Origin of the sequence: Nesterenkonia rhizosphaerae, assembly GCF_039544555.1 — a bacterium.
GTDB classification, from domain to species: Bacteria; Actinomycetota; Actinomycetes; order Actinomycetales; family Micrococcaceae; genus Nesterenkonia; species Nesterenkonia rhizosphaerae.
On sequence record NZ_BAABLW010000001.1, the window covers coordinates 47174 to 72650 of the forward strand.

Consider the following 25477-nt stretch of genomic DNA (forward strand, 5'->3'; position numbering starts at 1 on the left):
TGTTCATCTCTTTCCAACCCGCCTTCATCGTTTACGGACATTTATGTTTCAGCTTCGGGACGGCTGTTGCGCTGGATATCAGCGCTGCAGCTGCTCAAAGCTGAGCTGGTCAGTCGCCACCTGCTGACGGAATGCGCGGCTAAACGCCTTCCGCTTCAGCGCGGCGTCGAGGCATTCGCGCCGCGGGTGGAGCCACGCTCCACGACCGGGCTTGCGACGGGCGGAATCCAGGACAACCTGGGCGCCCTCGGCAGCGAATCTGACAACCTCATCCTGTTCGGCCCGTTGGCGGCAGCCGATGCAGGTCCGGACAGGAACCATACGAGTCTACCAGTGATAGGTCCGACGGCGGGCACTCGGTGATGCGGCCTTCAGGCCTGAAGTGCTCGCTTCGGCCGCGTTGGGCTCGATACTCCTCATTCGGCATCTGCTCCCTCGGAGGTGATGTCGATGCGCCAGCCGGTGAGCTTGGCTGCCAGGCGGGCGTTCTGCCCTTCCTTGCCGATGGCCAGGGAGAGCTGGTACTCCGGAACGACGGCGCGAGCTGACCGGGTGGCCTCGTCCAGGACGGTGACTGAACTCACCTTGGCCGGGGACAGCGCATTGGCGATGAAGGTCGCCGGATCGTCGTCGTGGTCGATGATGTCGATCTTCTCGTCGTTCAGCTCAGTCATCACCGCACGCACCCGTGATCCCATGGCACCGATGCAGGCACCCTTGGCATTGATACCGGACTGGTGTGCGCGCACGGCGATCTTGGTGCGGTGTCCTGCCTCGCGGGCGATAGAGGTGATCTCCACGGTGCCGTCAGCGATCTCGGGGACCTCGTGCGCGAAGAGCTTCTTCACCAGACCCGGGTGGGAGCGGGAGAGCGTAATGGAAGGCCCCTTGAAACCGCGGTGGACATCGACCACGAAGGCACGCAGACGCGAACCGTGGGTGTACTGCTCACCGGGGACATGCTCCTGCGGGGGCAGCAGCGCTTCAACCCCGCCGATGTCCACCTGGATCATGTGCGGGTTGCGGCCCTGCTGGACGATGCCGGAGATCAGCTCGCCCTCTTTGCCCTTGAACTCCCCGAGGACCTGGTCATCTTCAGCATCGCGGATGCGCTGCATGATGACCTGACGCGCCGTGGATGCCGCCACCCGGCCAAAGTTGTTCGGGGTGTCATCGAATTCACCGATCACCTGGCCGTTTTCGTCCAGCTCTTTGGCCCAGATCGCCACGTGCCCAGTGGTCTGGTCGATCTCAGCGCGCGCATGCTGCAGCGCACCAGGGCTCTTGTGATAGGCGAGCACGAGCGCCTGCTCAATGGCAGGTATCAGCTTCTCGAGGGGAATGTCACGCTCTTTGACGAGCATGCGCAGGGCGCTCATATCGATATCCACTTGTGCCTCCGGTCCAACCTGTTTACGCCTGTAGACGTCACTCTTCCGTGTGTGAAAACTCTACCTGCACTCTGGCACGAGTGATTGACGCATAGGGAATGTGTGTGTCGGGGCCGGTTTTGGGGACCATCCCCTTCTTGGGTGCGGGCTTGATCTCAGCCACGGTCACGCCGTCGTCGTCGACTTCTTTCAGCCGCGCCGAGAGCACCGGTTCACCGGCGCGTTCGATCTCCAGCAGGCGCCCCATATTGCGGCGGAAATGCCGGGGTTCGGTCAGCGGGCGGGTAGCCCCGGGGGTGCTGACCTCCAGCTCGTAGCTGTCCACATCTGGCAGCGGATCATCCTTATCCAACCCCTCGCTGACACCCTGGGACAGCTCTGCGATAGTGTCCAGATCCACCTGTTCGGTGCCGGTCTCATAGTCAACGACGACGCGCAGCACGGTGTCTGCACCGCTGGGCTTCAGCTGCAGTTCCTCCAGATAAAGCCCGTGGGAGGCAGCAATCGGTTCAATCAGTGCGCCGAGGGCAGCGGTGCGCTCATCTGGGAAGCGCCGGTCAGAGCTTGCACGTGGTGAAACAGCCATGGTCCCCATTCTGCCAGTACGTCATAGCCGAGTTTGAGCACCAGAGCGAAAACCACGATCAGGAAAACGACTCTGATGAACTTCGAGCCTTTGGCGATGGCCATCCGGGCGCCCACGTAGCCGCCGAGCATATTGGCAACACCCAGCAGCAGGCCCAACACCACCATCACATGTCCGGCCGGGGCGAAGAACAGCAGCGCCCCGAGGTTGGTGGCAACATTGACCACTTTGGCCTGCGCGGAGGAGTTCAGGAAGCTGTACCCCAGAACGGTGACCAGCGCGATGATCAGGAAGGTTCCAGTGCCAGGTCCCAGCACGCCGTCGTAGAAGCCGATGATCATGCCGATCAGCACCGCACGCGAGAGGTGGCTGATGCCGGTGTGCCGCAGCTTCTCCAGCTGCCCCACATTGGGTTTCACCGCGGTGAAGACACCCACACCGATCAGCGCCACCAGGATCAGCGGCAGGATGATCTGCTCCGGCAGCGAGGCCGCCACTACCGCCCCGCCATAGCTGGCCAGCAGCGCGGCGAAGGCCATGGGCAGTGCAGTGCGCATACTGGGCCGTACTCTGCGCGCATAGGTGATGGCTGAGGTGGTGGTGCCGAAGATGGAGCCGAGCTTGTTGGTCGCCAGCGCCTGCACCGGGGTGATCCCGGGGACCATCAGCAGCGCAGGAAGCTGCAGCAGCCCTCCCCCGCCGACGACGGCGTCCACCCAGCCTGCGGCGAATCCGGCCAGCAGCAACAGCAGCAGCGTCAGCAGAGCGACGCCGCCGACCTCCACACTCAGCAGGTCGCCGGGGGACTGGATCATCGCTGGTGGTGCCGCATCAGTGACGAACCCGACTGCAGCGCTCAGTCCTGTGCCAGTAATCGTTCCTGCTTCAACAATCAGCTCTGCTCCAGCAATGAGCTCTGTTCCAGTGCTCAGCGGTGCCCCAGTACTCAGCGCAGTGCCTTGACGCGCTCAGCAACGACGGCGACTGCCTCGCTCAGTTCAACCTCCTGGGCTTCACCGGAGCGGCGGTCCTTCAGCTCGACCTTGCCATCCTTCAGGCCGCGGCCGACCACCATAATGGTGGGCACACCCAGCAGTTCGGCGTCGCCGAACTTCACACCTGGGGAGACCTTCGGACGATCGTCGTAGATCACGCTGATGCCTTCGGCCTCCAGGTCAGCGGCCAGCTGCTCGGCGGCGTCGAAGACCTCGGTGCCCTTGCCGGTGGCCACCAGGTGCACATCGGCCGGAGCCAGTGCTGCCGGCCAGATCAGCCCCTTGTCATCGTGATGCGACTCAGCGATGGCGGCCAGCGCGCGGGTCACGCCAATGCCGTAGGAGCCCATGGTGACGGTGGCGCGCTTACCGTTCTCATCCAAGACCTGCAGGCCCAGTGCTTCGGCGTAGCGGCGTCCGAGCATGAAGATGTGGCCCATCTCAATGCCGCGACGGGTAGCCAGCGGTCCGGAGCCATCCGGTGCCGGGTCACCATCACGGACGACGACGGATTCGATGACGCCGTCCCAGCTGAAGTCCCGTCCTGCAACAAGCCCGAAAACGTGCTTGTCCGGCTCGTTGGCGCCGGTGATCCAGCTGGTGCCGGAGACCACGCGAGGGTCCACCAGGTACGGGATTCCGGTGACCGATGCAGGCTTCTGCTCGTCGTCGCTGGCAGCACCGAGCTGAGGTTCCTCCAGGCTCAGGCCGGGGCCGATGTATCCGCGCACCAGGCCCGGGTTCTTAGCGAAATCGGCCTCGGTGGCGGCCTCCAGGATCACCTCTCCGGCGATGCTCAGCTGCGTGCCGATGGTGGCCTCTGCACGTTTGAGGTCTACATCGCGGTCGCCCGGGACTCCGATGATGGCCAGCCGGCGCTCACCTTCGGGGGTGACCACGGCGACGACGACGTTCTTCAGCGTGTCTGCCGCGGTCCACTCGCGGTCGCTGCGCGGGTGGTTGGCGTTGGCGGCGTCGACCAGCGTTTGAATGGTGTCAGTACCGGGGGTGAGATGGACCTGGGCCGGGGGAAGGTCGGTGTAGTCGATGGGCTCAGGGGCCGGGGTGGTGACTGCTTCCACATTGGCGCGGTATCCGGCCGGTGACTCCACGAAGGTGTCTTCACCCACCGGGCTGGGGTGCAGGAATTCCTCGGAGGCCGATCCGCCCATGGCGCCGGATACCGCAGAAACCGGGACGACCTCAAGGCTGAGTCGTTCGAAGATGCGCAGGTACGCGGCGCGGTGGGCGTCATAGGCGGCCTGCTGATCCTCGTCGCTGAGGCAGAACGAGTAGGAGTCCTTCATGATGAACTCCCGGCCGCGCAGCAGTCCGGCGCGGGGGCGAGCCTCGTCACGGTATTTGGTCTGGATCTGGTAGAGGTTGACCGGCAGGTCTTTGTAGGAGCTGTAGAGGTCCTTCACCAGCATGGTGAACATCTCTTCATGAGTGGGAGCCAACAGGTAATCAGCGTCCTTGCGGTCCTGCAGACGGAAGATGTTGTCCCCATAGTCCTCCCAGCGGCCGGTGGCCTCATAGGGCTCCTTGGGCAGCAGCGCAGGGAAGTGCACCTCCTGGGCGCCGATGGCGTTCATCTCCTCACGCACCACCTGCTCCACCTTGCGCAGCACGGTCAGACCCAGCGGCAGCCAGGAGTAGATGCCCGGAGCTGCGCGGCGGATATAACCGGCGCGCACCAGCAGCTGGTGGCTGGCCACCTCGGCGTCCGCGGGGCTCTCGCGCAGGGTGCGCAGGAACAGGTGGGAAAGGCGTGTGGGCACAGGGGTCTCGCTTCTCTTCGGTGGCGCGGGTCTCTGGGGTCCGAGTTTACCGGTGGTACTACGGCTTAGGCGTCGCCGCTCTCTTCGCTGCCGGTCTCATCTGTTGTCTGCTCATCTGTTGTCTGCTCGCTGCTATCCGGGTCAGCGGCGTCGTCGTTCTCCTCGGCGGAGTCCTCTGCACTGGTGGAGTCTTCAGACCCGCCTTCCTCGGCACCGTCCGTCTCGTCTTCGTCTTCCTCAGGCTCGGGTTCGGGTTCCGGTTCAGGGGCGATGATCTCTTCTCCGGTGAGCTGGGAGAGCACCGCCGCGGCCTCTGCCTCCAGCTCGACGACGGTCTGGTCCATTTCTGCCTCGTCGGGATCCTCTTCGAAGGTCTCCACAGCTACCGCCACCAGGGAGCCGTGACTCAGCAGCACGCCGACGCTGCGTTCGGAGTCGCCGTCGGACTCTACCCGGCGCTGCAGTGCCAAGGAGGTTTCCGCTCCGGAGCGTATTTCCAGGGGCCGCAGAGTGGTGGAGGCTTCGATCTGCTCATCGTTGAGTTCCCGGGTCACCCGGTACTCGCGGCATTCAGCTAGTCCCTCCTGCTCATTCTGCACGTAGGACTGCGCGGCTTCGGTGTCTTCAAAGCTGTAGACCGCGCGCTGCCGGTTCTCACTGCGGGCCACTGCGGTCAGCGATCCGGAGGGCACCGGCAGTGCGGAGGTGATCACGAAGGACTTGCAGTCGGTGGGGCTGACCGCGAGTTTCTGCAGCTCACGATTGAGGTCGCGCTGGTCGGCCCAGTAGGTGTCGGTGTCAGTGATCTCGGCGCCGTCGAACTGCTCTTCCAGCGCACTGCGGAGCCGGTCATGGGACAGCTGCTTGCCGGTGGGCTCCGGCGCTGAAGCGCGGATCTGGCCCGAATTGCTGACTGGGCCCCCGCCGAGAGCTTCTTCCTGGGCCTCTCGTTCGGCGTCGCAGGAGGTCAGCAGCAGTGCGGCGGTGAAGGCCGCAGTGGTCAGGGCCACGGTGGAGGCGCGCAGGGTTGATTTCATCGTCGCTCACAGTAGCGCGGCTGACGCCGCTGCCGGTGGAGGCACGGCATCCCTCCGCCGTTTCACTCGCCCAGCCGGACCGCCACAGCACCCCTCCACCGTTTCACTCGCCCTGCCGGATTGCCACGGCACCCCTCCACCGTTTCCGCTGCGTGAGGGGTGCAGCACCGGCCGGCGGCGCAGTCGCCGCAATGCTGGTCGTTTTACCCGAGCTTCGGAGATTTACCCGGGCATATACGGGGCGGTAAAACCCCGAAGCCCGGGTATTCCTGGCACTCCCTCAATAGGCCGATGGACGCAGTGGTTTTCCACAGATTCCAGAAGCATCTATTCCGCCGACCACTATTCCCCGATAGTCGAAGGATGGGTCTAGTCACTGAGAAGTCTCCCCTCCTGCTCCCAGCAGTCGACGGCGATGCCCCTGACTCACATGCACTCAGCGCAGCCGTGGACCACGGCGAGCTGGTCCGAATCAGGCGTGGTGTGTACCTGGATTCACTCGCATGGGTGCGTTCACCGCCCTGGGAGCGGCCGCTCATTGCCGCTGCCGCCAAGAACCTCCAGCAGCCCGGGACCGTGTTCTGCCGGGAAACGGCCCTTATGCTCCACGGGATCAGCCTTCTCCACCCTGCTCAACACGTAGATGTTCGGGTGAGGACAAACTCCAGCACCGGGAGGACTCGGCCCCGATCAATGACCGGGTCGGCACCATCAGGTCGACTTCGAGAACTCTGCGCCGCTGCGGGCTTCCCCATCCCCAGCCAAATATCAGCGGGGCGCCCCTCAATCTTCCAGAGTCTCCCTGTCCGTGCGGTTCAATACCCACAGGCATATCGCATCTCAGACCCACACCAGCCGGCCAAGCGCTATACAGATGCTCTGGTGGAGCTCGACGTTCCGGAGCTGAGTCTCGTTAGCACCGAGGGTATGACGCTTCGTTCGGAACCGCTGACCCTAGCGGTGCTCGACACCATCCACAGGCTGCCGCAGCCAGCAGCGGTAGCGCTCATCGATGCCTTTCGCGCCGGCCGTCACCGCCTACGCAGCGCCGGGACTGAGGAAGACCTTCACCGCTGGGCGGAGGTGCTGCCGTCAATGCGGGCCCGCAGCCGTACACGCCGCGCGTGGGACTTATCCGACGCCCGGGCTGAAAACCCTGGGGAGTCCTTCTCTCGGGTGCTGATCCATCAGCTGGGCTACGATCCACCGGACCTCCAGACCAAGCTGACCCTCCACGACGGCACAATCGCGTACGTGGACTTCATGTGGGACTCGGCCGGCATCGCAGGAGAGTTCGACGGCGATCAGAAGTACCTGAAAGCCGCCTCATTCGGAATGACCGCTCAGGAGGCGGTGTTGAAGGAAAAGAAGCGCGAAGACGCCATCCGCCGATTGGGCTACCGCGTCATCCGCTGGGATTGGTCCAGCCTGCAGGATCCCCGTCGGCTGGACCGCATCCTCAACGAGGCCGGTGTTCCGCGGCGTCGTTGTGCGTCCTTGGCCTAGCCCGGTACTGCCAACCCGGAGCTGACGACGGCGCCTCTCACCTCAAGGCTGCTCAGCCGTACCGAATCTCGACACGTCTGTTGGCGGCAAAGGTGGACGGATCCTCCTCATCCTCCTCCACTGCCGGATTGGAGTCTCCGAAGCCCTCAACCGTGAGCTGCAGGTCCGGGCGTTCCTCAGCCAATGCATCAGCTACGGCCTGCGCCCGATTTTCTGACAGCTCCTGGTTATCGAAGTCATAGCTTTCTGGCACAGGGTTGGAGTCCGTGTGGCCGTGGATCGCCACAGTCGCGCCTTCGGGGACTTCCTCGGCGAGATCGGCGATCGCCGGTCCAGCACCCCCAGGCAGCTCCCACTCCATCGCCGGGAAGAGGATGTCTGTCTCCAAAACGATGACCGCAGTCTCCTCCGACACACGGGAGCCGAGCCGGGCGATGAATGGGCCGCCCTCAAAGCGGCGGATGAACTCCCCGCCGTCGTAGCGGGCGACGAAATCTTCCATAGCGCCGATACCCTCCGGCGCTTCAGGAGGTCCAGAGGGCTGCTCGTCGTCAGCGGAGGCCCCCACGACGGTGCCCATCAGCAGCGCTGCCGAGAGCAGTCCCACACTCACCGACCGGAGACGGCGGATTGCGCGTGTCTCACTCATCACCATCCACCTCGGCAGCATTGCCGAAGTCTCCCGGCTCGTAGTCGCCCCAGTTGATCTGCACGTCCCGGAAGTCCTGCACGCCGGGCATTACCGCGACGTCGACAGTGTCGACCTTGTCTTCGGGGACCGGGTAGTAAGCCCAGAGCACCGCAGTCTCCCCGGAACGCACGTGGATATCCATAGAGGAGGCCCACGGTTCGGTGCGGAAGTAGGTCCATCCGCTGAGGTGCTCGCCCTCGGCGTTGGGAACGTAGTAGGCCTTCATGTTTCGCCGGTCGTTGACCGCCGGCAGCAGGTAGGAGTCGATGTTTCCTGCGGTGTGCAGTCCGTCGAAGAATCGTACTGGCCCGTCAGAGTCGTCATAATCCGGCACAAAACTCATAGTCAGCAGCATGCCCTGGTCGGTGACTTCCAAGGAATGAAGCCCCATGGAGATCTCGCCCTCGATGCCGGAGCTGCTGGCGATGGGGTAGGTGATGGTGTCAACGGCGTCTTCATGGTTGAGGGTCGAGTCAGTTGAGGCGCTGGACTGTTCTGCCTCGTCCTCGCCTGGGGCGGCATCTCCAGGCTCTTCCTCGGAGTCCGCCTCTGTATTGGGTTCGTCTGGCTCCACGCTGGTTTCTGCAGTCTCTGCAGCAGGGTCCGCGTCCTGGAACTCAGCGGAATCATCCGGGGAACAACCGCTGAGCAGCAGCAGGCTCAGAGTTCCGGCCCCGACGACGGCCTGGTGGGAGAGTTTGAAGCTCATGGCGCACTCCTTGGCTTTGGTGGATTGTCATCTATAAGTCGCGGAGAACAGGGACAAAGTTGCATCATTCGCCGTACCGAATTTCCACACGCCTGTTGGCGGCGTAGGTACTGGGATCTTCAGGATCCTCGGTGACGGCAGGCTGAGCCTCACCGAAGCCCGCTACCTCCAGGGTGAGATCAGGGCGAGACTCCGCTAGCGAATCGGCAACCGCCTGCGCGCGATTCCCCGAAAGCACCTCATTGTCGAAGTCATGACCGTCTGGAACCGGGTTCGAATCGGTATGACCGTGGACCTGAACTTGCGAACCTTCGGGGACTTCCTCGACCAGTTCAGTCAGCCGGGAACCGGCCTCAGCGGGAAGCTCCCACTCCATGGCCGGGAACAGAATGTCCGTCTCCAAGACAATGACCTCTTCATCCTCGGACTCGGAGTTGCCGAGTTCCATGACAAAGTCAGTCGGGTTGATATCGACGACGAACTCTGGCGCATTGATATCAACCACAAAACTGGAGTGGTCTGCGCCGTCGGTATCTCCGGGGGCAGAAGGTTGATCCTGCACCGGATCTGCCGAGGCTCCCGCGGTCGCGGCAAAAACCAGGACACCCGCACTCAGACCGACTAAACCCCGGCGGGCCAGCAGGTTGCGGTTACTCATCGCTGGAGTCCTTCTGCTGGATCTGCACATCCTGGAACTCCGGGGCAGTGCGGTCGAATGAGACGCTCACCATCTCGATGTCATCCTGGGGTGCCGCGTAGGTGGCCCACGTGTACAAGGTCTCTCCCGGAGAGAGCTCACGATCCCTAACGGTAGAGGACCACGCGGTGTCTCCTAAGGAGGCGCTGGCCCGGTAAGACTCCATCCGGCGATTATCGGTAGTCAGCACGTGATAGGACTTCGTGTTCTGCCGATCGTGAAGAACCGGTGCGATGTACGCGTTACCAAGGCTATCTGCAAAACCGTGCAGTTCGTTGAAGGTCATCGTCCCGGAAGAATCGTCGTAATCAGCCACGAAAGTCAGCTCCAGGAGCATCGTCTCACCGTCAACAGTCAGGGACTGCAGACCCGCGGTGATTTCTCCTTCAACGGCCTGTGCCGGGTAAGTGATGGTCTGCAGGGCGTCCGAGTGGCTCATTTCGCTGCTCGTGGCGGAGTCAGCAGCATCCTCGGCGGCATCGTCCTCATCCTGCGGTTCATCCGGCTGATCCGAGCCCTCATCTGCCGCGCCTTGATCTTCAGCGACGCCAGTCTCCTCAGCTGTGCCGGCCTGCTCGGCAGTATCGACAGGTTCGGCATTTCCGGTCTCAGCGAATTCAGCGGAATCGTCCGGGGAACAGCCGCTGAGCAGCAGCAGGCTCAGGGTTCCGGCCCCGATGATGGTCTGGTGGGAGAGTTTGAAGCTCATGGCGCACTCCTTGGCGTTGGTGGGGTGGTCATCTATAAGTCGAAGCAATCAGGGACAAAGTTGCATCATTCGCCGTACCGGATCTCCACGCGCCTGTTGGCGGCGTAGGTGGAGGGATCATCTGGGTCTTCTGCCATCGCAGGTTCGGAGTCCCCGAAGCCCTCGACGCTCAGGTCAAGATCAGGGCGTTCCCGTTCCAATAGCTCAGCAACGGCCTGGGCTCGGTTCTCAGAGAGATCCTGATTATCGAAGTCGTAGCCCTCAGGTACCGGGTTGGAGTCGGTGTGACCATGCACGTCCACACCGGCACCCTCTGGTATGTCCTCCACCAGGCTGCTGATTCTGGATTCCGCCTGGGATGGCAGCTCCCACTCCATGGCGGCGAAGAGCAGATCTGTCTCGAGGACTAGGACGTCGTCCTCATCGGCGCTCTGGCCCAGCTCGATGATGTTGTCGCTGATGTCCCAGACCTTGATGGATGCGTCGAGGTCTCCCTGTGAGATGCCGCCTTCCGGTTCCGGAGGCGGCCCCTGCGGTGCGGCTGCCGCTGCGGTGGGAATGAGGACACACGCCAGCAGCCCTGCGGCGAGGCCGGTCAGCGAGGTTCGGACGGTCAGCTTCCGCGGGCGGTAGTTCCGGCGGTAGTTCATGGTCATTCGCCCTCGCTTTCACCGTTATCGGCGGCGTCCTCGGCGGTTTCGGCAGAAACCTGTCCGTCCCAGTCGATCTCCACGTCCTCAAACTCGATGGCTCCGGGAATCACACTGACGGTGATGGTCTCGATCTCATCCACCGGCGCGGCGTAGTAGGCCCAGTAGGGCGCGGTTTGGCCACTCTCATAGTGGAAGCCGGAGTTAGTCGCCGGGGTGGACCAGCGACTATTACCGCTGCCGATGACGGTGTATTGCTTCAGATTCTCGCGGTCGTTAAGTTCCGGATAGACAGCGTGCCCCCCGAACATTTGGTAAATGTTGCTGGCGTCTCGGCCGTAGAACTCTCCGGTGAATGACAGTTCAAGCAGCATAACCTCGCCTTCTACGCGCAGGCTGTGCAGCCCCACCTCGACGGTGGTGTTGCTTTCACCGGGCACTTCATAGGAGATCGTCTCGATGGCGTCCTGAGAATCCAGCGGCATCGCGGCGGTGTCAGCGGAGTCATCTTCGGCTGCAGGATCGGTCTCCTCCGCCGGCGGTTCAGGTTCCTGGGTCTCGCCGCTCTCCGTGGCGGTCGCTTCTGCTGGCTCGGCGGCGGCGGGCTCGGTTTCCGCCGCTGGGCCGCTGGCTTCTGCGAACTCTGCTTCACCCTCGGGGGCGCAGGCCGTCATGAACACCAATCCGGCAGCTAAGGCGGCCAGAGTTGTCGTGCGTCGCGCGGCCCTGGGCTCGAGCTGAGGTTCCTGCGGGGTCATATTCTCTCCTTCGAAAGATCGGCTGGTGAGGACAGTTACACCCATGAGTCGGAGGTTGTGTCGAAAAAGTTGCACTCTCTTCCCGGGTGTATGCCTCGCGACGCCTCTTATTCGGTGACTCTGATTCCGTGAACAGTTTCCAGAACCGCGCCGTCGGAAGTTGTGGTTCGCAGGATCAGTTCCGCAGTACCTGGTGCTGTGGGCGTGAGCTGGACCTGGTCCTCGTCGGCCACATGCCGGCCGGTGGGGAGGATCCACACCCACGAATCCGCACCTGTCACCTCAGCTTCGAACTGCGCGGGCTCGCCGATGCTCACTTGCCCCGGGCCAACAATGCTCAGCGAGACGCCGTCCTGGGAGGAGGCAGGTCCAGGGTTGTGGCTCAGCAGCACTCCACCCACCAGCCCCAGCAGCGCGGCAACGGCGACGGCGGCGAGCCGCAGCACCCAGCTTCGCCGCGGGTGACCAGTCTTCTGCTCGGCCACGGATCCGTTGCCTGCACCAGGTGCAGGAGAAGCATCTGTCTGCGACGCCGTAACCGGCCGTGAACGGGCATCTGGCTCAGGCTCTGGTGCCAACGCATATTCACAATCAGCTAGCCATTCGGCGATATCTCGGTGGCGGCGCTCCGGCCGCACTGCCAGTCCGCGTTTGAGCACCTTCTGGAAGCTGCTCGGAAGATCCGCACCCTCGCTCAGCCAGCGCAGCAACGCCGTTGCTGCCCAGATGTCAGCTCGGGTGTCCACCACCCCGGGGGTGTTCTGCTCCGGTGGTCGGAACCCGGCTGTGCCGCCGGAGACGGTCAGCCCGGAGTTGATGGCCAGGTCCTTGCACATCCCGAGGTCGGAGAGCAGCAGACTCTCCCCGGGCCGGATCAGCGCCGAGGGCTGCTGGTGATCCGGCTGCCGGTTGTCCAGCAGCTCTGGGCCATTCAGACTCCGGGGCTGGGCGTCACTGGTGAGCAGCAGGTTGGAGGGGCTGAGATCCCGGTGCACCAGGTTCGCCCCGTGAACCGCCTCCAGCGCAGCCGCAAGGGGACGGGCCACCGCCAGCACATCAGCAGGCCGGGCGCGCCACTGCTGTGCGCGAAGGCTGCGGATCCGTTCGGCAAGGGTGCCGCGGTCTGCATACTCCAGTACTAGGAAAGGCTGCTGGCGCGCAGATTCTCCGATGTCATGGACACTGACCACGTGTCTGCTGGCCACTTTGCGCAGGCTACGCCCCTCGGCGATGAACCGTTCCCGGATTTCGGGGTTCAGACTATGGTTCTCAGCCAGTACTTTGACTACTACCGTGTCATTAAGCAACGGATCATAGGCTCGGTGCACTGTGGCGAAGGAGCCCACCCCGATGACCTCGTGCAGTTGGTAGCGGTCCACGACGTTCATGCCGTCCCCGGCTCCGCGGGAGCATCCCGCAGCAGGGCCGCCACGATAGCGCGTCCACGGCTGATCTGTGCTTTCACCGTGCCTACCGGCCGATCCAGCCGAGCGGCGATCTCTGCATAGGGCAGCCCTTCGATGTCCCTGAGCACTACCGGTTCACGGTACAGGGGATCCAGCGTCTCCAGAGCCTGCTGCACGGTGGCCCGAGTGGCGATCATCGAGCTCATCCGCTCAGCCGGTGCCTGCTCATCATCGGGCAGAGGTGCGGCATCGCGTGCTCGCCGGAGGTAATCGGCGACTCGCCTGCGGACAATCGAATGCACCCAGGTGGTCACTTTGCTTCGGCCGTCAAATGAGTTCAGTGACGAGGCGATGGAGATCAGCGCATCCTGGCTGACGTCTTCAACAGCAGTGGTGTCCAACAGCGCTGCGTGAGTGAACCGCCGCACTGTGCCGGAGGCATCGAGAGTCTCGATGAACAGCTCGGCGGCTCGTGGCTCCTGACTCGCCAGGCGGGCGAGGGTGCGGAGCACGGTTTCGTGCTGACCAATTTCCACCGCATCCCGGCAGAGAGTCCGAGCAGTGAAGATTCTGCCCTCGCGTATGGCAGCTTCGAGGGCGGCGTCGTCCGCTTCCTGCGTCTGCTGCGCCTCGCCCCTCATGCCAGAAAGTCTATACAGGCCACCGTCCCCGTCGTCGGGGCATTGCGCGAGGAGAGCCTCAGCCCCCGCCCCGTATCACCGCACCCGGCCCAGCGGCTCAGCGCATCGGCATGCGTTTTACCATCCAGTTTTCGCATTACCGCCCCGTATCCGGGATGGTTTTGTGAAAACCGCATGGTAAAGCGAGAGGGCGTCCGCGAGGACAACCGCCATTAAAACAGCACCGTGGCGTAGGCGCCGTCGTATCTGAAGCCCACGCGCTCATAGGTGCGCAGGGCCGGGGTATTCCAGCTGTTGACGTAGAGACTGACCGTAGGGGCCAGCTGCAGACCGTATTCGACTACCGCCGCCATCCCCGGTGCGGCAAGTCCGCGACCACGCCAGCGCGGGTTGACCCAGACCCCCTGGATCTGCGCCACTTCGTCAATCACGGCGCCGAACTCGGCTTTGAAGATGATCTGCCCGGATGGTTCATCAACGCTGATCAGCGAGTGGCCGCTGCGGATCAGCCCGCGGATCCGGTCCCGGTACTGAGCGCCGCCCTGCTGGTACGGGGAGAAACCTAGCTCCTCGGTGAACATCGCCGCACATGCCCGTTCCACCTCAGCGTTCTCCTCCATCCGGGAGGGTCGCACCCCGGGCAAAGGTTCGACGGCGGGTGCTCCGGTGATCACCATCAGCGGTTGGTTGGGCCGAACTTCGCGGTGGTTATTCCATCGGGTGGCGTCAAAAAGTGCCAGCACCGGCTCGGCCCGGCCGTAAATGGAGGAGACTCGACGCCGCAGGGCCCCGGCTGCGAGCCCGAAAAGCTCTCCGTCCGCGGCGTCGCCGCCTACCGGGATCACGTTGGAGCCCAGCCAGCAGGCGGCCTGCAGCTCACCTGGCTGGGCGCCGTCGACGCCCAGAATCAGCGCACCGGCACGGCTTTTGCCAGGACCGGCGCTGCCGCGCTGCCGCACGGCGGCAGTGACGGTGACGTTGGCTACTGGATCAGCATCCAGCAGCTTATGCAGTGCGGGTGTGTCCTGGTGGCTCAGCACCCGCACTGCACCGCCGGTGGCACGTGCCACCTTGGCGGTAGGAGTGTTAGCTGACGGAGACCACAGGGGCACCGGCAGCAGCGTCCTCTCCGGATTCGCGGTCCATCTGCTCGGCCAGGCGGTTCGCCTCTTCGATCAGGGTCTCCACAATCTGGTCCTCGGGCACAGTCTTGATGACCTCGCCCTTGACAAAAATCTGGCCCTTGCCGTTGCCGGAGGCCACACCGAGATCGGCGTCGCGGGCTTCACCGGGTCCATTGACCACACAGCCCATCACGGCAACGCGCAGCGGAACCTCCATACCCTCCAGCCCTGCAGTGACTTCATCAGCCAGAGTGTAGACATCCACCTGGGCACGCCCGCAGGAGGGGCAGGAGACAATCTCCAGCTTGCGCGGGCGAAGGTTCAGCGACTCCAGGATCTGGTTGCCGACCTTGACCTCTTCCGCCGGTGGTGCAGAGAGCGAGACGCGGATAGTGTCACCGATGCCCTGGGACAACAGTGCGCCGAAGGCGGTAGCGGATTTGATAGTCCCCTGGAATGCGGGTCCGGCTTCTGTCACACCCAGGTGCAGAGGCCAGTCGCCGCGTTCGGCCAGCTGCTTATAGGCCTCCACCATGACCACCGGGTCAGAGTGCTTCACGGAGATCTTGAAGTCATGGAAATCGTGCTCTTCAAAGAGGCTCGCTTCCCAGACGGCGGACTCCACCAGCGCCTCCGGGGTGGCCTTGCCGTATTTGGACATCAGTCGCTTGTCCAGGGATCCGGCGTTGACGCCGATGCGGATGGACACTCCGGCATCCTTGGCGGCTTTGGCGATCTCGCCGACCTTGTCATCGAACTGGCGGATATTGCCGGGGTTCACCCGCACGGCGCCGCAGCCAGCCTCGATGGCGGCGAAGACGTATTTGGGCTGGAAGTGGATATCTGCGATCACCGGGATCTGCGATTTCATCGCGATGATCGGAAGCGCCTGCGCGTCCTTATCGGTAGGGCAGGCCACGCGCACAATGTCACAGCCGGAGGCGGTCAGCTCTGCGATCTGCTGCAACGTGGCGTTGATGTCATGGGTCTTGGTGGTGGTCATCGACTGCACCGAGATGGGGTGGTCGCTGCCGACCCCGACCGATCCGACGTGGAAGTTGCGTGTCTTGCGCCGCGGGGCGAGGACCGGCGGAGGTGCACTGGGCATGCCGAGATTGATGGCGGTCATGTCATCCAGTGTATCGGCGTGCGCGGACCCGCTTGTCCGCCGTCGTCACTCGAAGAGGCGTATGGGGTCCACAATGTCTGCATACATCAGCAGACCGCCCATAGCGAACATCAGAATCGCCACCACATAAGTCAGCGGCAGCAGCTTCGAAATATCGAAGGGACCCGGGTCAGGCCGGCCCCGCAGCTTCGCCAGCCGACGGCGCAGCGCCTCCCACAGCGCACCGGCCACATGTCCGCCGTCAAGGGGCAGCAGCGGGATGAGGTTGAAGACCATCAGCGCCACGTTGACCCCGGCCACCAGGGACAGCAGAGTCGCCAGCCGAGACTCCCAGGGGATTTGCTCCTGGGCAGAGATCTCCCCGGCAATACGCCCGACGCCGACCACCGAGACTGGTCCGTCAGGATCACGCTCAGCATCGGTGAATGTGGTCACTGCCACGTCATACATCCGCACCGGCAGGGTGGCAACGACGCCGACCACCGCTTCGGTCTGCGCCCATACGATGGGCCCGGCCTCCCAGGGAGGCTGCCGGATGACCTCCTGATCGGCCCCCATGCCGATGAAGCCCACCGGCTCGGTGATCATCTGACCAGTTGCGTCAGTCTGGACCCGGCCGAGTCGGTCGGTCACCGGTCGTTCAGTCTCGATAGGAGTCAGCGTGGTGGTGTGCTGCTGGCCGTCACGCAGATAGACCAGCTGACTGGAGTCGCCGGCGGCCTCGCGGATCAGCGCGGTCAGCTCGTCCCATTCTTCGATGGGTTCGCCACGGAATTCGATGATCTCGTCCCCGGGGCGCAGCCCGGCTTCATAGGCCGGACCCGGCGGATCCTGTGCGGTGCATTCATCGCGTCCGGACTCGGAGGCCTGCACGGAGACCACGCATTCATAGACCTCAGTGACCCGCGGAACTGCCTCATTGGTGCCGTGCAGGGAGATAGTGCCCGCCGTCAGCCCCAGCGCCAGCAGGCCGTTCATGGCCGGCCCGCCGAGCATCACGATGATCTTCTTCCACGCCGGCAGCTTGTAGAACAGCCGGTCCTCATCGCCTTCCTTCAGCTCCTCCGCGGCGACTTCACGAGCCTCTGCGGACATCTGCTGGAACAGTCCGGTGGAGTGCGAGGCCACCGTGCGCTTAGCTTCATCAGGCAGTTGCTCTGCGGCGGCGCTGCGCTCAATGGGCGGGGCAGCATACTGGGCGCCAACTTCCCGCAGATAAGAGTCAGTGGGCTCGGTGACTTTTTGCTCACCGGGCTCCTCCCCTGTAGCGGCGGCGTCGTCGGCTTTCTTCTCCGGTTCCGGGTACATGCCGATCATCGCGACATAGCCGCCGAGCAGGATGGCTTTGATACCGTATTCGGTCTCACCCCGGCGGGTGGACCAGATAGTGGGTCCGAAGCCCACCATGTACTGGGTGACCCGGACCTTGAAGAGCTTGGCCGGCAGCAGATGCCCGATCTCATGCAGGGCCACGGAGACGATGATCCCCACCACCACGATGAGGATTCCGACGACGGTCAGCAGGGCGGTCATGCTTTCTGCCCGCTTCCGGTCGTGGTGGTCAGCGCCGCTGAGCTGATGATCTGATTCGCCGTCGCCCGTGCCCATTCCTCGACCCCGAGGACCGTCTCCAGATCAGTCTGCGAAGCAGCGATACCGGAGTGGGCCGCCAGTGTCTGCTCGACGGTCTTCAAGATTCCGGGGAAGGCCAGCGCCCCGGAGTGGAAGGCTTGAACGGCCTGTTCGTTGGCGGCGTTGTAGACCGCCATATGCGTTGCCGAGGCAGCTGCAGCCTGTTTTGCCAGCCTCACTGCGGGGAATGCTGCGTCATCCAGGGGCTCGAAAGTCCAGTCCATGGCGCGGGTCCAGTCGATAGCGGTATCCACTTTCTGAAGGCGGTCCGGCCAGGAGAGGCCTAAGGCAATGGGCACCAGCATCCGCGGCGGTCCCGCCTGCGCGATGCTGGACCCATCCTGGTATTCCACCAACGAGTGGATGTACTGCTGGGGGTGGATCACCGCGTCAATGCGTTCTAAGTCCACATCAAAGAGCAGATGCGCCTCGATGACCTCCAGGGCCTTGTTGACCATGGTGGCGGAGTTGGTGGTGACCATAAGGCCCATATCGAAGTTGGGGTGCTTCAGCGCCTGCTGCGGGCTGACCCCAGCCAGCTGCTCGGCACTCCAGCCGCGGAAGGGACCACCGGATGCAGTGAGCACCAACCGGCTGACCTCGCTGTAGCCGGTGGTGACCGGGGAGCACAGTCCACGCTCATGCCGGCCTGAAGCCAGCGCCTGAGCCAGTGCCGAATGCTCAGAATCCACAGGGACCACCTGCCCTGGACGCTGCAGGGCCGCAGTCACTAAGGCACCGCCCACCACCAGGGACTCCTTATTGGCAAGTGCCAGGGTGGCTCCCGAGCCCAAAGCGGCAAGGGTCGGTTTCAGGCCAATGGACCCGGTGATGGCATTCAGCACCACATCAGCCTGGACCTCTGCGGCGATCTGCTCGCAGGCATCAGGACCGCTGAGCACCTCCACATCGGTCAGCCCTGTGGAGGTGAGTCTTTCGCGCAGTTGGGCTGCGGCGTCGTCGTCGTACATTGCGGCGACGCCGGCGCCGGTGGCCTGCACCTGGCGGGCCAGCAGCTCGGCATTGGAACCGGCGGCCAATGCCACCACCTCAAAGCGCTCCGGGTGGGCTGCAATAACCTGCAGCGCCTGGGTGCCGATAGATCCGGTGGAGCCGAGGATGGCGATGCGGCGCGGACGATCAGGTGCTGCTGCGGACATGAGCCCCATTATTGCGCAGTATTGAGGCAGTCCCGGCATCCCGTTGTGACCTTAAGCCTCGACGGGAAGCAAGAATCAGGTGATATTCCGAGTAGGCTGGAGTCACAGCAATATGCCGTACCCGGCCGCAAGCCGGGAACATAAGGAGCTTCTATGAAGATCACACTGCGGGACGTCGCCGCTGGCGACCTGGACGAATTTTTCCGCTTCCAGCAGGATGCCGACGCCGCCCACATGGCCGGGTTCGCGCCGACTAACCCTAACGACCGCAGCATCTTCGATCACCACTGGAGCGAGCTTCTCAATGACGAGAAGTCGCTGGTGCGCACTATTGATGCTGATGGCCAGCCTGCCGGTTCTATTGCGGTTTTCCGTGATGGAGACGTCCATGAAGTGATGTTCTGGACCGATAAGCAGTTCTGGGACCAGGGCATCACCACCACCGCGATGGACCTGTTCCTGGACGAGTTCACGCCGCGGCCGCTGCGTGCTCGCGTGGTAGTGGACAACGTGGGTTCGCTGAAGATTCTGGAGTCCCGCGGCTTCACCGAGGTGGGCGAGGAACAGGTCTTCTCCAATGCGCGTGCCGAAGTGGTGACCGAAAAGATTCTGCAGCTGAACTGATCTAGGTCTGCAAGACCTAGCCCGAACCCGCCTGTGCCGGCACTCCTGGCGCGGGCGGGTTTTTACGTCCGCGCCCCTAAACGGCCAGGGCCAGGCTCACGGCCGGACCGCGGCGAACAGCAGCATGTCCCGGCGCACCCCACCGATTTCTTGGTGACTGCGCAACACACCTTCGCGCGCATAGCCGGCCTGCTCGGCGGTACGTATGGACCCGGTGTTCCAGGGCTCGATGTAGAGCTCGATGCGGTGCAGCAGCGGGATATCCCAGCCGAAGCTGGTCAATGCCAGCAGCGCTTCGGCGGCCAGTCCTCTCCCCCGGGCCGAAGGGCGAATGGCATAGCCCGCAGATCCTCGCCCGGCACTGATCTCCTTCAGCCATAGCCCGCAGTGGCCGACCGGCTCATCGCTGCCTGCATCGGCAATCGTGAAGGAGAAACCAATTCCCTGCTCATGCCGGGTCTGCTGGCGCTGTACCCATTCCCGCGCCTGCCTGTGGTCTGCATGTGGGGGAAGAGAACCGATCTGCGGGATATAGGCGTCGGCAGACATCTCCTGCGCCATCGGCACATCCTTCTCCTGCACTTGCCGCAGGAGCACACTGCCCCAACGCGGGGGCGCAGGAGGCCAGGGCGGAAGCTGGGCGGCAGACATCTACTCTCCTGGGTCTTCTGATTCCTCTAGGGGCAGCGGGAACGCGGCGAAGTTGATGCGGACCCGACGCCGCCCTTCAGTCTCGCCCTCGTCGCGGCGTTTCTGGGCCGCATCGGTGTGCTTCTCGCATACATCCCAGATTTCATCCCGCAGCGCGATCAGCTCATCGACTGTCAGCTGGGTGCCGATCTGAGTGATCGCAGAAGCAGAGGTCCACTCAGACTTCTCCTCCGGGATGCGGCGGAAGAACTCCAGCAGCCGGGCGGCAGTGTTGCGCACCTGGTGCTCCGCCAGGGTTCCCACCAGCGGGGACTGCTGGGCGAGGGATTGAACCTCTTCAGCGGGGATATTGAGGCCCTCGGATTTCCACCAGCGCTCGCGGGCGGTGCCCATGCCCTCCACCTCTTCGACGAATCCGTATTTGGCCAGTTGCCGCAGGTGGTACGAGGTCTGACCGGTGGACTCCCCCAGATGCTTAGCCAGGGTGGTGGAGGTGGCTGCGTCCCGGTCGTTGAGGTACTCGATGATGCGCATGCGCAGCGGGTGCGTGAACGCCTTCAGCGTCTGGACATCGGTGATCCGCGGCTCTGCCGCGAAGCGTTCGGTGGTGGAACGGGGTTCGATGGAACGGGGTTCAGACATATTGCAGGAGAACCTTTGCACTCGTATGCTTGCAGACAACCACTTGCAAAGTAATCTCTGCAAGCCTTTCTTGGCACTAGTCTACGGAGTACACCACCATGCCGCAGGATTCCGCCACACCCTCCCCCAGCATCCCTGCTGAAACCCCATCCCCCGCCGAAGACACTGCAGCGCCCACACTGGGCCGCGACTTCCGCATCCACCTGGGCACCGTTGCACTCAACGCCATGGCCGGAGGCATTCTCATGGCCGGGGTGCCGTTGGTGGCCGCCACGCTCACGGATTCACCGCAGGAGATCTCCATCATCTCCGCGGCCACCCAGCTGCCGGCACTCATCGGCATCCTGGCAGGCCTGGTGGTGGACAGGACCGACCGGCGTCGCTTGCGCCTGATCACCATGGGAGCCCGCACCGGACTCGTGTTCGGAGCCACCGCAGTGGCACTGACCGGCAACCTCACGGTCTGGGCACTGGCGGTACTGATGCTCCTCTATGCGTTGGGTGGAGTGTTCATTGCTGCAGCCAACAGTGCCATGGTGCCCCAGGTGGCACCGCGCCCGCTGCTGGCCACCGCCAACAGCCGGATCCAGGGCGCAACGTTCGTCTTCGAGGACATAGTCGGTGCACCCATCGCGGCGGTACTGGTGCTGGCCGGGTCCTTCTGGATCTTCGGCGTTCCGGGCCTCTTCGGCATCCTCGCCGTCCTGCTGCTGTGGTCAGGGCTGCGCGGCCGGAGCTTCCGCGCCCCGCAGGAAGAGCCAGGAGCCGACGACCACACCCGCGGCATCATCAAAGCTGCGCGGGATATCCGCGAAGGCCTGCGCTTCATCCTGACCCACCGGGTCCTGCGTCCGATTTTCACCATGTCCCTGGTGGCAAACTTCGCCAGCGCTGCCTACTTCGCCGTCTTTGTGCTGTGGATGACCGGGCCAGACTCACCAATCGGTGTACCTGCAGAGGTCTTCCCGCTGTACTTCACAGTGATGGCTGTCGGTGCCGTCACCGCCACACTGACCATCAGCCAGTTACTGAAGCTGCTTCCGGACTTCCCGCTGATGATGATCGGCTTCTGGTGCATGCCGTTTCTGCTGATCATCCAGGTGATCTGGCCTGGCCCCTGGGTCATGGTGGTCGTGATGCTGCTGCTGGGCTATTCGCTCACCGTAGGCAATGTCATCGCTATGACCCTGGCCCAGAAGCTGGTGCCCGGGCGGATGCTGGGCAGATTCAGCGGCACTGCCCAGACGTTCTCCTCCGGGCTGGCCCCAGTCGGAGCGCTGGCCGGCGGGCTGGTAGCGGAGGTCTTCGGGTTCGCTGTACTGCATATTGCGGTGGCCGCCGTCCTGGGCGCCGCTTTGATGTATCCCATACTGACTGTGCGTCAGCGCGACGTCGACGCCCTTGAAGTAGACCAGTGAACTGCTTGTCTACACCCCCGGCGCGGACCTCACTGCCCGGACTTCACTAACCCTCGGGCAGGTGGAGTCGCGCCACCACCGCCGCCGCGCTGGGCATCGGGGCAGTCGCCAGGCTCACGGTCACTGCCACGCAGAAAGCCAGCGGAATGCTCCATACTCCGGGATAAGCCAGCAGCACCGGTGCATCGCTGCCGAAGAAGAGAATGCCAGATAGCAGCGCAGCGGTGGAGGCAGCCCCGCCAGTGAGCATGGCCGCTACTGCCCCGGCGGAGTTCATCCGCTGCCACCAGATACCGAGCAGCATCACCGGCGCCACGGTCGAGGCCGCCATCGTAAAGACCATCGCCACAGCACCTGCCAGCCCCAGCGATGCCGTCATGACCGTCAGCAGAACCGGGACGACGACGGCGATCACCGCGCCCCAGCGAAAGCCTGCCACACTGCCGCCGAAGAGTTCCTGGCTGACCACCGCCGAGACTGAGACCACCAGACCCGAGGCGGTAGAAAGAAATGCTGCGAAAGCTCCCGCCGCCAGCAGCGCCAGAAGAACATCACTCGCTAGCGGGTCAAAAAGCACTGCAGGCAACTGAAGCAGCGCCGTATCTGCATCGGCTGCGGCGTCGTCGTCGGGAAGTACCAGAGCTGCGGTGACACCCAAGAAGACTGTGATGAGGTAGAACAGTCCCAACAGCGCCAGCAGCACTGTCACCGTGGACCGGGCCGATGCCCCGTCCGGATTCGTATAGAAGCGCACCAACACATGGGGCAGCCCCAGCGCCCCAAGACTCAGGGCCAGCACGAGCGAGAAGACCACCAGCGGATCCCCCGGCAACTGCTCGCTGAGGGATGCGACCGCCCCACTGGCAGCGCCTGCTCCTCCGCCGCTGGCTGTGTGCTGCACACTGTCCCAGCGCAGTGCAATGAAGATCGCGGGAATCAGCAATGCCGTGAGCTTGATCCAGTACTGCACCGCCTGGGCCAGAGTGACTGAGCGCATGCCGCCGGATAACACCACGGCAAGCACGAGCCCCACCACCAAGGCAGCACCGGTCCACCCCGGAAGCGCGGTGGCGAAGTCTGTCACCAGAGCGGCTCCGTGCAGCTGCGGCACCACATAGAACCAACCCAGCACCACCACTACGAGCGCGGTGATCCTGCGCAGCGCAGCAGAGCGGAACCGCAGCATCATGAAGTCCGGCAGGGTATACGCACCGGACCGGCGCAGCGGTGCGGCAACAAATACCAGCAGCATGACAAAGCCCGCTGCGTACCCCAGCGGCAGCCACAGCCCCAGCGCCCCAACGGAGACGATGAGTCCGATGACCCCGAGGAAGCTGGCCGCTGAAAGATACTCTCCGGCGATGGCAGCAGCATTCATCCACGGGCTCACCCGCCGGGAGGCCACGTAGAAGTCCCCGGTGGTGCGGCGCAAGCGCAGTCCCCAGAAAGCCAGCGCCAGTGTCACCGCGCAGATCAGCAGCACTGCGGTGTAAGTCATGATGGCCCTCGGGCGGCATCGGTGCGCCCACTGGAGAACGTCTTCTCAGCGCGGCTCATGGCCCGGAGCACCCCAAGTCCCATGAGGAACATCGCGCCGAATCCCACTGCTGCCGGCAGCAGCGGACCGGTCGCGTCGCTGGCTGAGGCAGCCAGCACCCACACCAGCGCGAAGATGCCACCTAAGACAGCAGCGGCGCACAGCGCAATCACCAGCTGACGACGACGCAGCCGCTGTGCGCTGCGGATCCGTTCCTGCTGGCGCAGGATCCCGTGGCGCGGGTCGCCGATGGTCTCGGCAAGGGTGGGATCGGCGCGCGGGCCGTGCACGGTGGCCCGCCGGCTGCGCAGCTGCTGAAACCGGACCTCCGCGGCCGAATCATCACAGCCCCCCGAGGTGTTGCTCACCCGGCCTCCAGACGCCGCCGCACGGCCGGGGCCAGCCTCCTGCTGACTTCTAAGTGCACGTCCCCGAGGTCAACACTGAGTTTGGACTGCCGGTGCAGCAGCCGACGGACCTGGTGGATATTCACCAAGTAAGAGCGGTGAATGCGCAGGAAGCCCAGCTCCTCCCACTGCTGCTCCAGATCACTGAGTGCCGCGCGGAGCAGATACGAGCCGCTGACGGTGTGCAGCCGCGCATAATCGCCATGAGCCTGCACCCAGCGGATATCGCGGATATCCACCAGCACTGTGGAGTCGCCCTGCAGCACAGAGATCCGCTGCGCTTCCGGGGGCACTGCCGTCAGTGCCGCTGACGCTCGCCGCAGCGCCTCGCTCAAACGCTGGGCGCGCACCGGTTTGAGCAGGTAGTCGCAGGCCTCCAGCTCGAAGGCCTCAACAGCCGGCTGTGCATCAGCGGTCACGAAGATGACCGGGGTGTCCCGCAGCCTGCGGGCCAACTCGAGACCGCTGGTCTCGGGCATATGAATATCCAGGAGCACGACATCGATCTGCTCGGTACGCAGCGCCTGTTCAGCAGCAGCTGCGCTGTCAGCGGTATGCACAACCGCCGCCTGCTGCTCGGCTTCCAGGAGCCAGCGCATCTGGCTGACCGCCAGCGGCTCATCATCAACGACTAGGACACTCAGCGGTCGTGTCGCAGGTGCTCTCATCGGCTACCCCTGAAGGCTGTGTGGTGATCGATCAGCGGAGCGTGGAACTTCGGTACCCGGAACCAGGCGCGCATCCCCGCACCCGGCGCCGTTTCACAGGTCAGACCACCAGAAGGCCCGTAGATACTGCGCAGCCGCAGGTCTACATTACGCAACCCGATATGAGTGTCCTTGTCCTGCACTTCTCCGGCCAACAGCTGCTCCAGGCGCGCCGGGTCAGTGCCAGGGCCATCATCCTCCACCGAAACCAGCACATGAGTGCCCTCATCCGCGGCAGTGATCAGCACATTCACTCCTTCTGCGGTCGAGCCCAGGCCGTGCTGTACGGCGTTCTCCACCAGCGGCTGCAGGCTCAGATGCGGGATGGGCGCGTTGAGCACCTCCGGGGCGATCTGCAGACTGATGCGCAGCCGCTGAGCGAAGCGGGCACGCTCAAGCTCGACGTAATGCTCCACAGCCGTCAGCTCTTCGGCAAGCGGAACCGTGTCGGCCTCATGGCGGAGGGTGTACCGGGTGAAGTCTGCGAAGTCCAGCAGCAGCTCCCGAGCCCGGTGCGGATCCATAGGAATGATGGCGGCCACCGCGTTGAGTGCGTTGTAGAGAAAGTGCGGTGAAATCTGCGCGCGCAGGGTGCGCAGCTGAGCGGCAAGGAGCTGGGCGGAGACATCCGCCTGGTCTGGATCTGTCTGCGCCGAAGCGGCTGCGGCGTCGTCGTCGGCAATGTGCTTATTCACCTCTGGGGACACTACAGACACAGTCGCCTTACGGTCCTGCCTGCCTCGCCTGAAGAGCATGCACCGAGTGTACGGTCTGGCTGTTGGCGGGATCACAGGAAGGCCGTTTGGCGCATGAATGCTGCCGCTTATCGAACCGCTCATCATCCGCCGGGCACCACTGCGCTGAACCCTGCCACACTCTAGAAGTCGCT

General features: G+C 63.8%; 27 protein-coding genes. 3 read left to right on the top strand and 24 right to left on the bottom strand.

The window, feature by feature from the left end:
• Positions 1-78: 78 nt before the first annotated feature.
• From ABEA23_RS00170 to ABEA23_RS00195, 6 genes are all read right to left on the bottom strand, one after another.
• A complete protein-coding gene (locus tag ABEA23_RS00170; protein ID WP_044494264.1) occupies positions 79-321 on the bottom strand; it encodes a YlxR family protein in 243 nt (80 codons plus the stop codon).
• 95 nt (positions 322-416) lie between these two features.
• The gene (nusA, locus tag ABEA23_RS00175) at positions 417-1391 is read right to left on the bottom strand and encodes a transcription termination factor NusA (protein WP_044494262.1); all 975 of its coding nucleotides are present in this window, start codon (positions 1389-1391) and stop codon (positions 417-419) included.
• Positions 1392-1428: 37 nt separating this feature from the next.
• Positions 1429-1977 carry a ribosome maturation factor RimP gene (locus tag ABEA23_RS00180; RefSeq protein ID WP_345476129.1) on the bottom strand — a complete coding sequence of 183 codons (549 nt, stop codon included), beginning with the start codon at positions 1975-1977 and terminating at the stop codon, positions 1429-1431.
• Positions 1905-2792 carry a TSUP family transporter gene (locus ABEA23_RS00185; protein ID WP_345476130.1) on the bottom strand — a complete coding sequence of 296 codons (888 nt, stop codon included), beginning with the start codon at positions 2790-2792 and terminating at the stop codon, positions 1905-1907. The genes ABEA23_RS00180 and ABEA23_RS00185 overlap by 73 nt, the downstream gene beginning before the upstream one ends.
• Positions 2793-2923: 131 nt before the next feature.
• Positions 2924-4753, bottom strand: coding sequence for a proline--tRNA ligase (locus ABEA23_RS00190; RefSeq protein WP_345476131.1), 1830 nt, complete (start codon positions 4751-4753; stop codon positions 2924-2926).
• 65 nt (positions 4754-4818) lie between these two features.
• Positions 4819-5790: a hypothetical protein gene (locus ABEA23_RS00195; protein WP_345476132.1), complete on the bottom strand. Its 972-nt coding sequence runs from the start codon at positions 5788-5790 to the stop codon at positions 4819-4821.
• A 927-nt stretch (positions 5791-6717) separates the two neighbouring features.
• On the opposite strand from ABEA23_RS00195, the gene ABEA23_RS00200 reads away from it, so the two are divergent.
• A complete protein-coding gene (locus tag ABEA23_RS00200) occupies positions 6718-7296 on the top strand; it encodes a PDDEXK family nuclease (RefSeq protein ID WP_345476133.1) in 579 nt (192 codons plus the stop codon).
• Between the two features lie 52 nt (positions 7297-7348).
• Here the strand turns inward: ABEA23_RS00200 and ABEA23_RS00205 are convergent, their stop codons facing one another.
• The 12 genes from ABEA23_RS00205 to dxr form a co-directional block, all read right to left on the bottom strand.
• A complete protein-coding gene (locus tag ABEA23_RS00205) occupies positions 7349-7945 on the bottom strand; it encodes an OmpA family protein (RefSeq protein ID WP_345476134.1) in 597 nt (198 codons plus the stop codon).
• On the bottom strand, positions 7938-8696 hold the full coding sequence (locus ABEA23_RS00210) for a hypothetical protein (protein ID WP_345476135.1): 759 nt from the start codon (positions 8694-8696) through the stop codon (positions 7938-7940). Before ABEA23_RS00210 ends, ABEA23_RS00205 begins: the two co-directional genes overlap by 8 nt.
• 64 nt (positions 8697-8760) lie before the next feature.
• On the bottom strand, positions 8761-9354 hold the full coding sequence (locus ABEA23_RS00215) for an OmpA family protein (RefSeq protein ID WP_345476136.1): 594 nt from the start codon (positions 9352-9354) through the stop codon (positions 8761-8763).
• Entirely contained in the window at positions 9347-10102 is a 756-nt protein-coding gene (locus tag ABEA23_RS00220) for a hypothetical protein (RefSeq protein WP_345476137.1), read from the bottom strand. The genes ABEA23_RS00215 and ABEA23_RS00220 overlap by 8 nt, the downstream gene beginning before the upstream one ends.
• A 65-nt stretch (positions 10103-10167) precedes the next feature.
• Positions 10168-10758 (bottom strand): OmpA family protein, encoded by a 591-nt coding sequence (locus ABEA23_RS00225; protein WP_345476138.1) that lies wholly within the window; start codon positions 10756-10758, stop codon positions 10168-10170.
• Entirely contained in the window at positions 10755-11510 is a 756-nt protein-coding gene (locus tag ABEA23_RS00230) for a hypothetical protein (RefSeq protein ID WP_345476139.1), read from the bottom strand. Before ABEA23_RS00230 ends, ABEA23_RS00225 begins: the two co-directional genes overlap by 4 nt.
• Before the next feature lie 107 nt (positions 11511-11617).
• Positions 11618-12898 (bottom strand): serine/threonine-protein kinase, encoded by a 1281-nt coding sequence (locus ABEA23_RS00235; protein ID WP_345476140.1) that lies wholly within the window; start codon positions 12896-12898, stop codon positions 11618-11620.
• Positions 12895-13557: an RNA polymerase sigma factor gene (locus ABEA23_RS00240; RefSeq protein WP_345476141.1), complete on the bottom strand. Its 663-nt coding sequence runs from the start codon at positions 13555-13557 to the stop codon at positions 12895-12897. The genes ABEA23_RS00235 and ABEA23_RS00240 overlap by 4 nt, the downstream gene beginning before the upstream one ends.
• 212 nt (positions 13558-13769) lie before the next feature.
• On the bottom strand, positions 13770-14669 hold the full coding sequence (locus ABEA23_RS00245) for a GNAT family N-acetyltransferase (RefSeq protein WP_345476142.1): 900 nt from the start codon (positions 14667-14669) through the stop codon (positions 13770-13772).
• The gene (ispG, locus tag ABEA23_RS00250; RefSeq protein WP_260072137.1) at positions 14644-15810 is read right to left on the bottom strand and encodes a flavodoxin-dependent (E)-4-hydroxy-3-methylbut-2-enyl-diphosphate synthase; all 1167 of its coding nucleotides are present in this window, start codon (positions 15808-15810) and stop codon (positions 14644-14646) included. Before ispG ends, ABEA23_RS00245 begins: the two co-directional genes overlap by 26 nt.
• Positions 15811-15855: 45 nt before the next feature.
• Positions 15856-17343: a M50 family metallopeptidase gene (locus ABEA23_RS00255; protein WP_345476143.1), complete on the bottom strand. Its 1488-nt coding sequence runs from the start codon at positions 17341-17343 to the stop codon at positions 15856-15858.
• Positions 17340-18602 (bottom strand): 1-deoxy-D-xylulose-5-phosphate reductoisomerase, encoded by a 1263-nt coding sequence (gene dxr / locus ABEA23_RS00260; RefSeq protein ID WP_345476144.1) that lies wholly within the window; start codon positions 18600-18602, stop codon positions 17340-17342. The genes ABEA23_RS00255 and dxr overlap by 4 nt, the downstream gene beginning before the upstream one ends.
• Before the next feature lie 153 nt (positions 18603-18755).
• Here dxr and ABEA23_RS00265 point away from each other — a divergent pair, with 153 nt between their 5' ends.
• Positions 18756-19226 (top strand): GNAT family N-acetyltransferase, encoded by a 471-nt coding sequence (locus ABEA23_RS00265; protein WP_345476145.1) that lies wholly within the window; start codon positions 18756-18758, stop codon positions 19224-19226.
• A 96-nt stretch (positions 19227-19322) separates the two neighbouring features.
• Here ABEA23_RS00265 and ABEA23_RS00270 read toward each other — a convergent pair whose 3' ends face one another.
• Positions 19323-19877, bottom strand: a complete 555-nt coding sequence (locus ABEA23_RS00270) for a GNAT family N-acetyltransferase (protein WP_345476146.1) — start codon at positions 19875-19877, stop codon at positions 19323-19325.
• A complete protein-coding gene (locus ABEA23_RS00275; RefSeq protein ID WP_345476147.1) occupies positions 19878-20519 on the bottom strand; it encodes a winged helix-turn-helix domain-containing protein in 642 nt (213 codons plus the stop codon). It abuts the gene before it with no gap.
• A 98-nt stretch (positions 20520-20617) separates the two neighbouring features.
• Between ABEA23_RS00275 and ABEA23_RS00280 the strand changes: the two genes are divergently transcribed.
• On the top strand, positions 20618-21937 hold the full coding sequence (locus ABEA23_RS00280) for an MFS transporter (RefSeq protein WP_345476148.1): 1320 nt from the start codon (positions 20618-20620) through the stop codon (positions 21935-21937).
• 46 nt (positions 21938-21983) lie between these two features.
• Here the strand turns inward: ABEA23_RS00280 and ABEA23_RS00285 are convergent, their stop codons facing one another.
• Genes ABEA23_RS00285 through ABEA23_RS00300 form a run of 4 tightly spaced genes read right to left on the bottom strand, consistent with a single transcriptional unit; the run spans position 21984 to position 25283 of the window.
• Positions 21984-23435, bottom strand: a complete 1452-nt coding sequence (locus ABEA23_RS00285) for a sodium/solute symporter (RefSeq protein ID WP_345476149.1) — start codon at positions 23433-23435, stop codon at positions 21984-21986.
• Complete coding sequence (locus ABEA23_RS00290; RefSeq protein ID WP_345476150.1) at positions 23432-23842, bottom strand: hypothetical protein; 411 nt, start codon at positions 23840-23842, stop codon at positions 23432-23434. The genes ABEA23_RS00285 and ABEA23_RS00290 overlap by 4 nt, the downstream gene beginning before the upstream one ends.
• Complete coding sequence (locus ABEA23_RS00295) at positions 23839-24549, bottom strand: LytR/AlgR family response regulator transcription factor (protein WP_345476151.1); 711 nt, start codon at positions 24547-24549, stop codon at positions 23839-23841. Before ABEA23_RS00295 ends, ABEA23_RS00290 begins: the two co-directional genes overlap by 4 nt.
• Positions 24546-25283 (bottom strand): sensor histidine kinase, encoded by a 738-nt coding sequence (locus tag ABEA23_RS00300; protein ID WP_345476152.1) that lies wholly within the window; start codon positions 25281-25283, stop codon positions 24546-24548. The genes ABEA23_RS00295 and ABEA23_RS00300 overlap by 4 nt, the downstream gene beginning before the upstream one ends.
• Between the last annotated feature and the right edge of the window lie 194 nt (positions 25284-25477).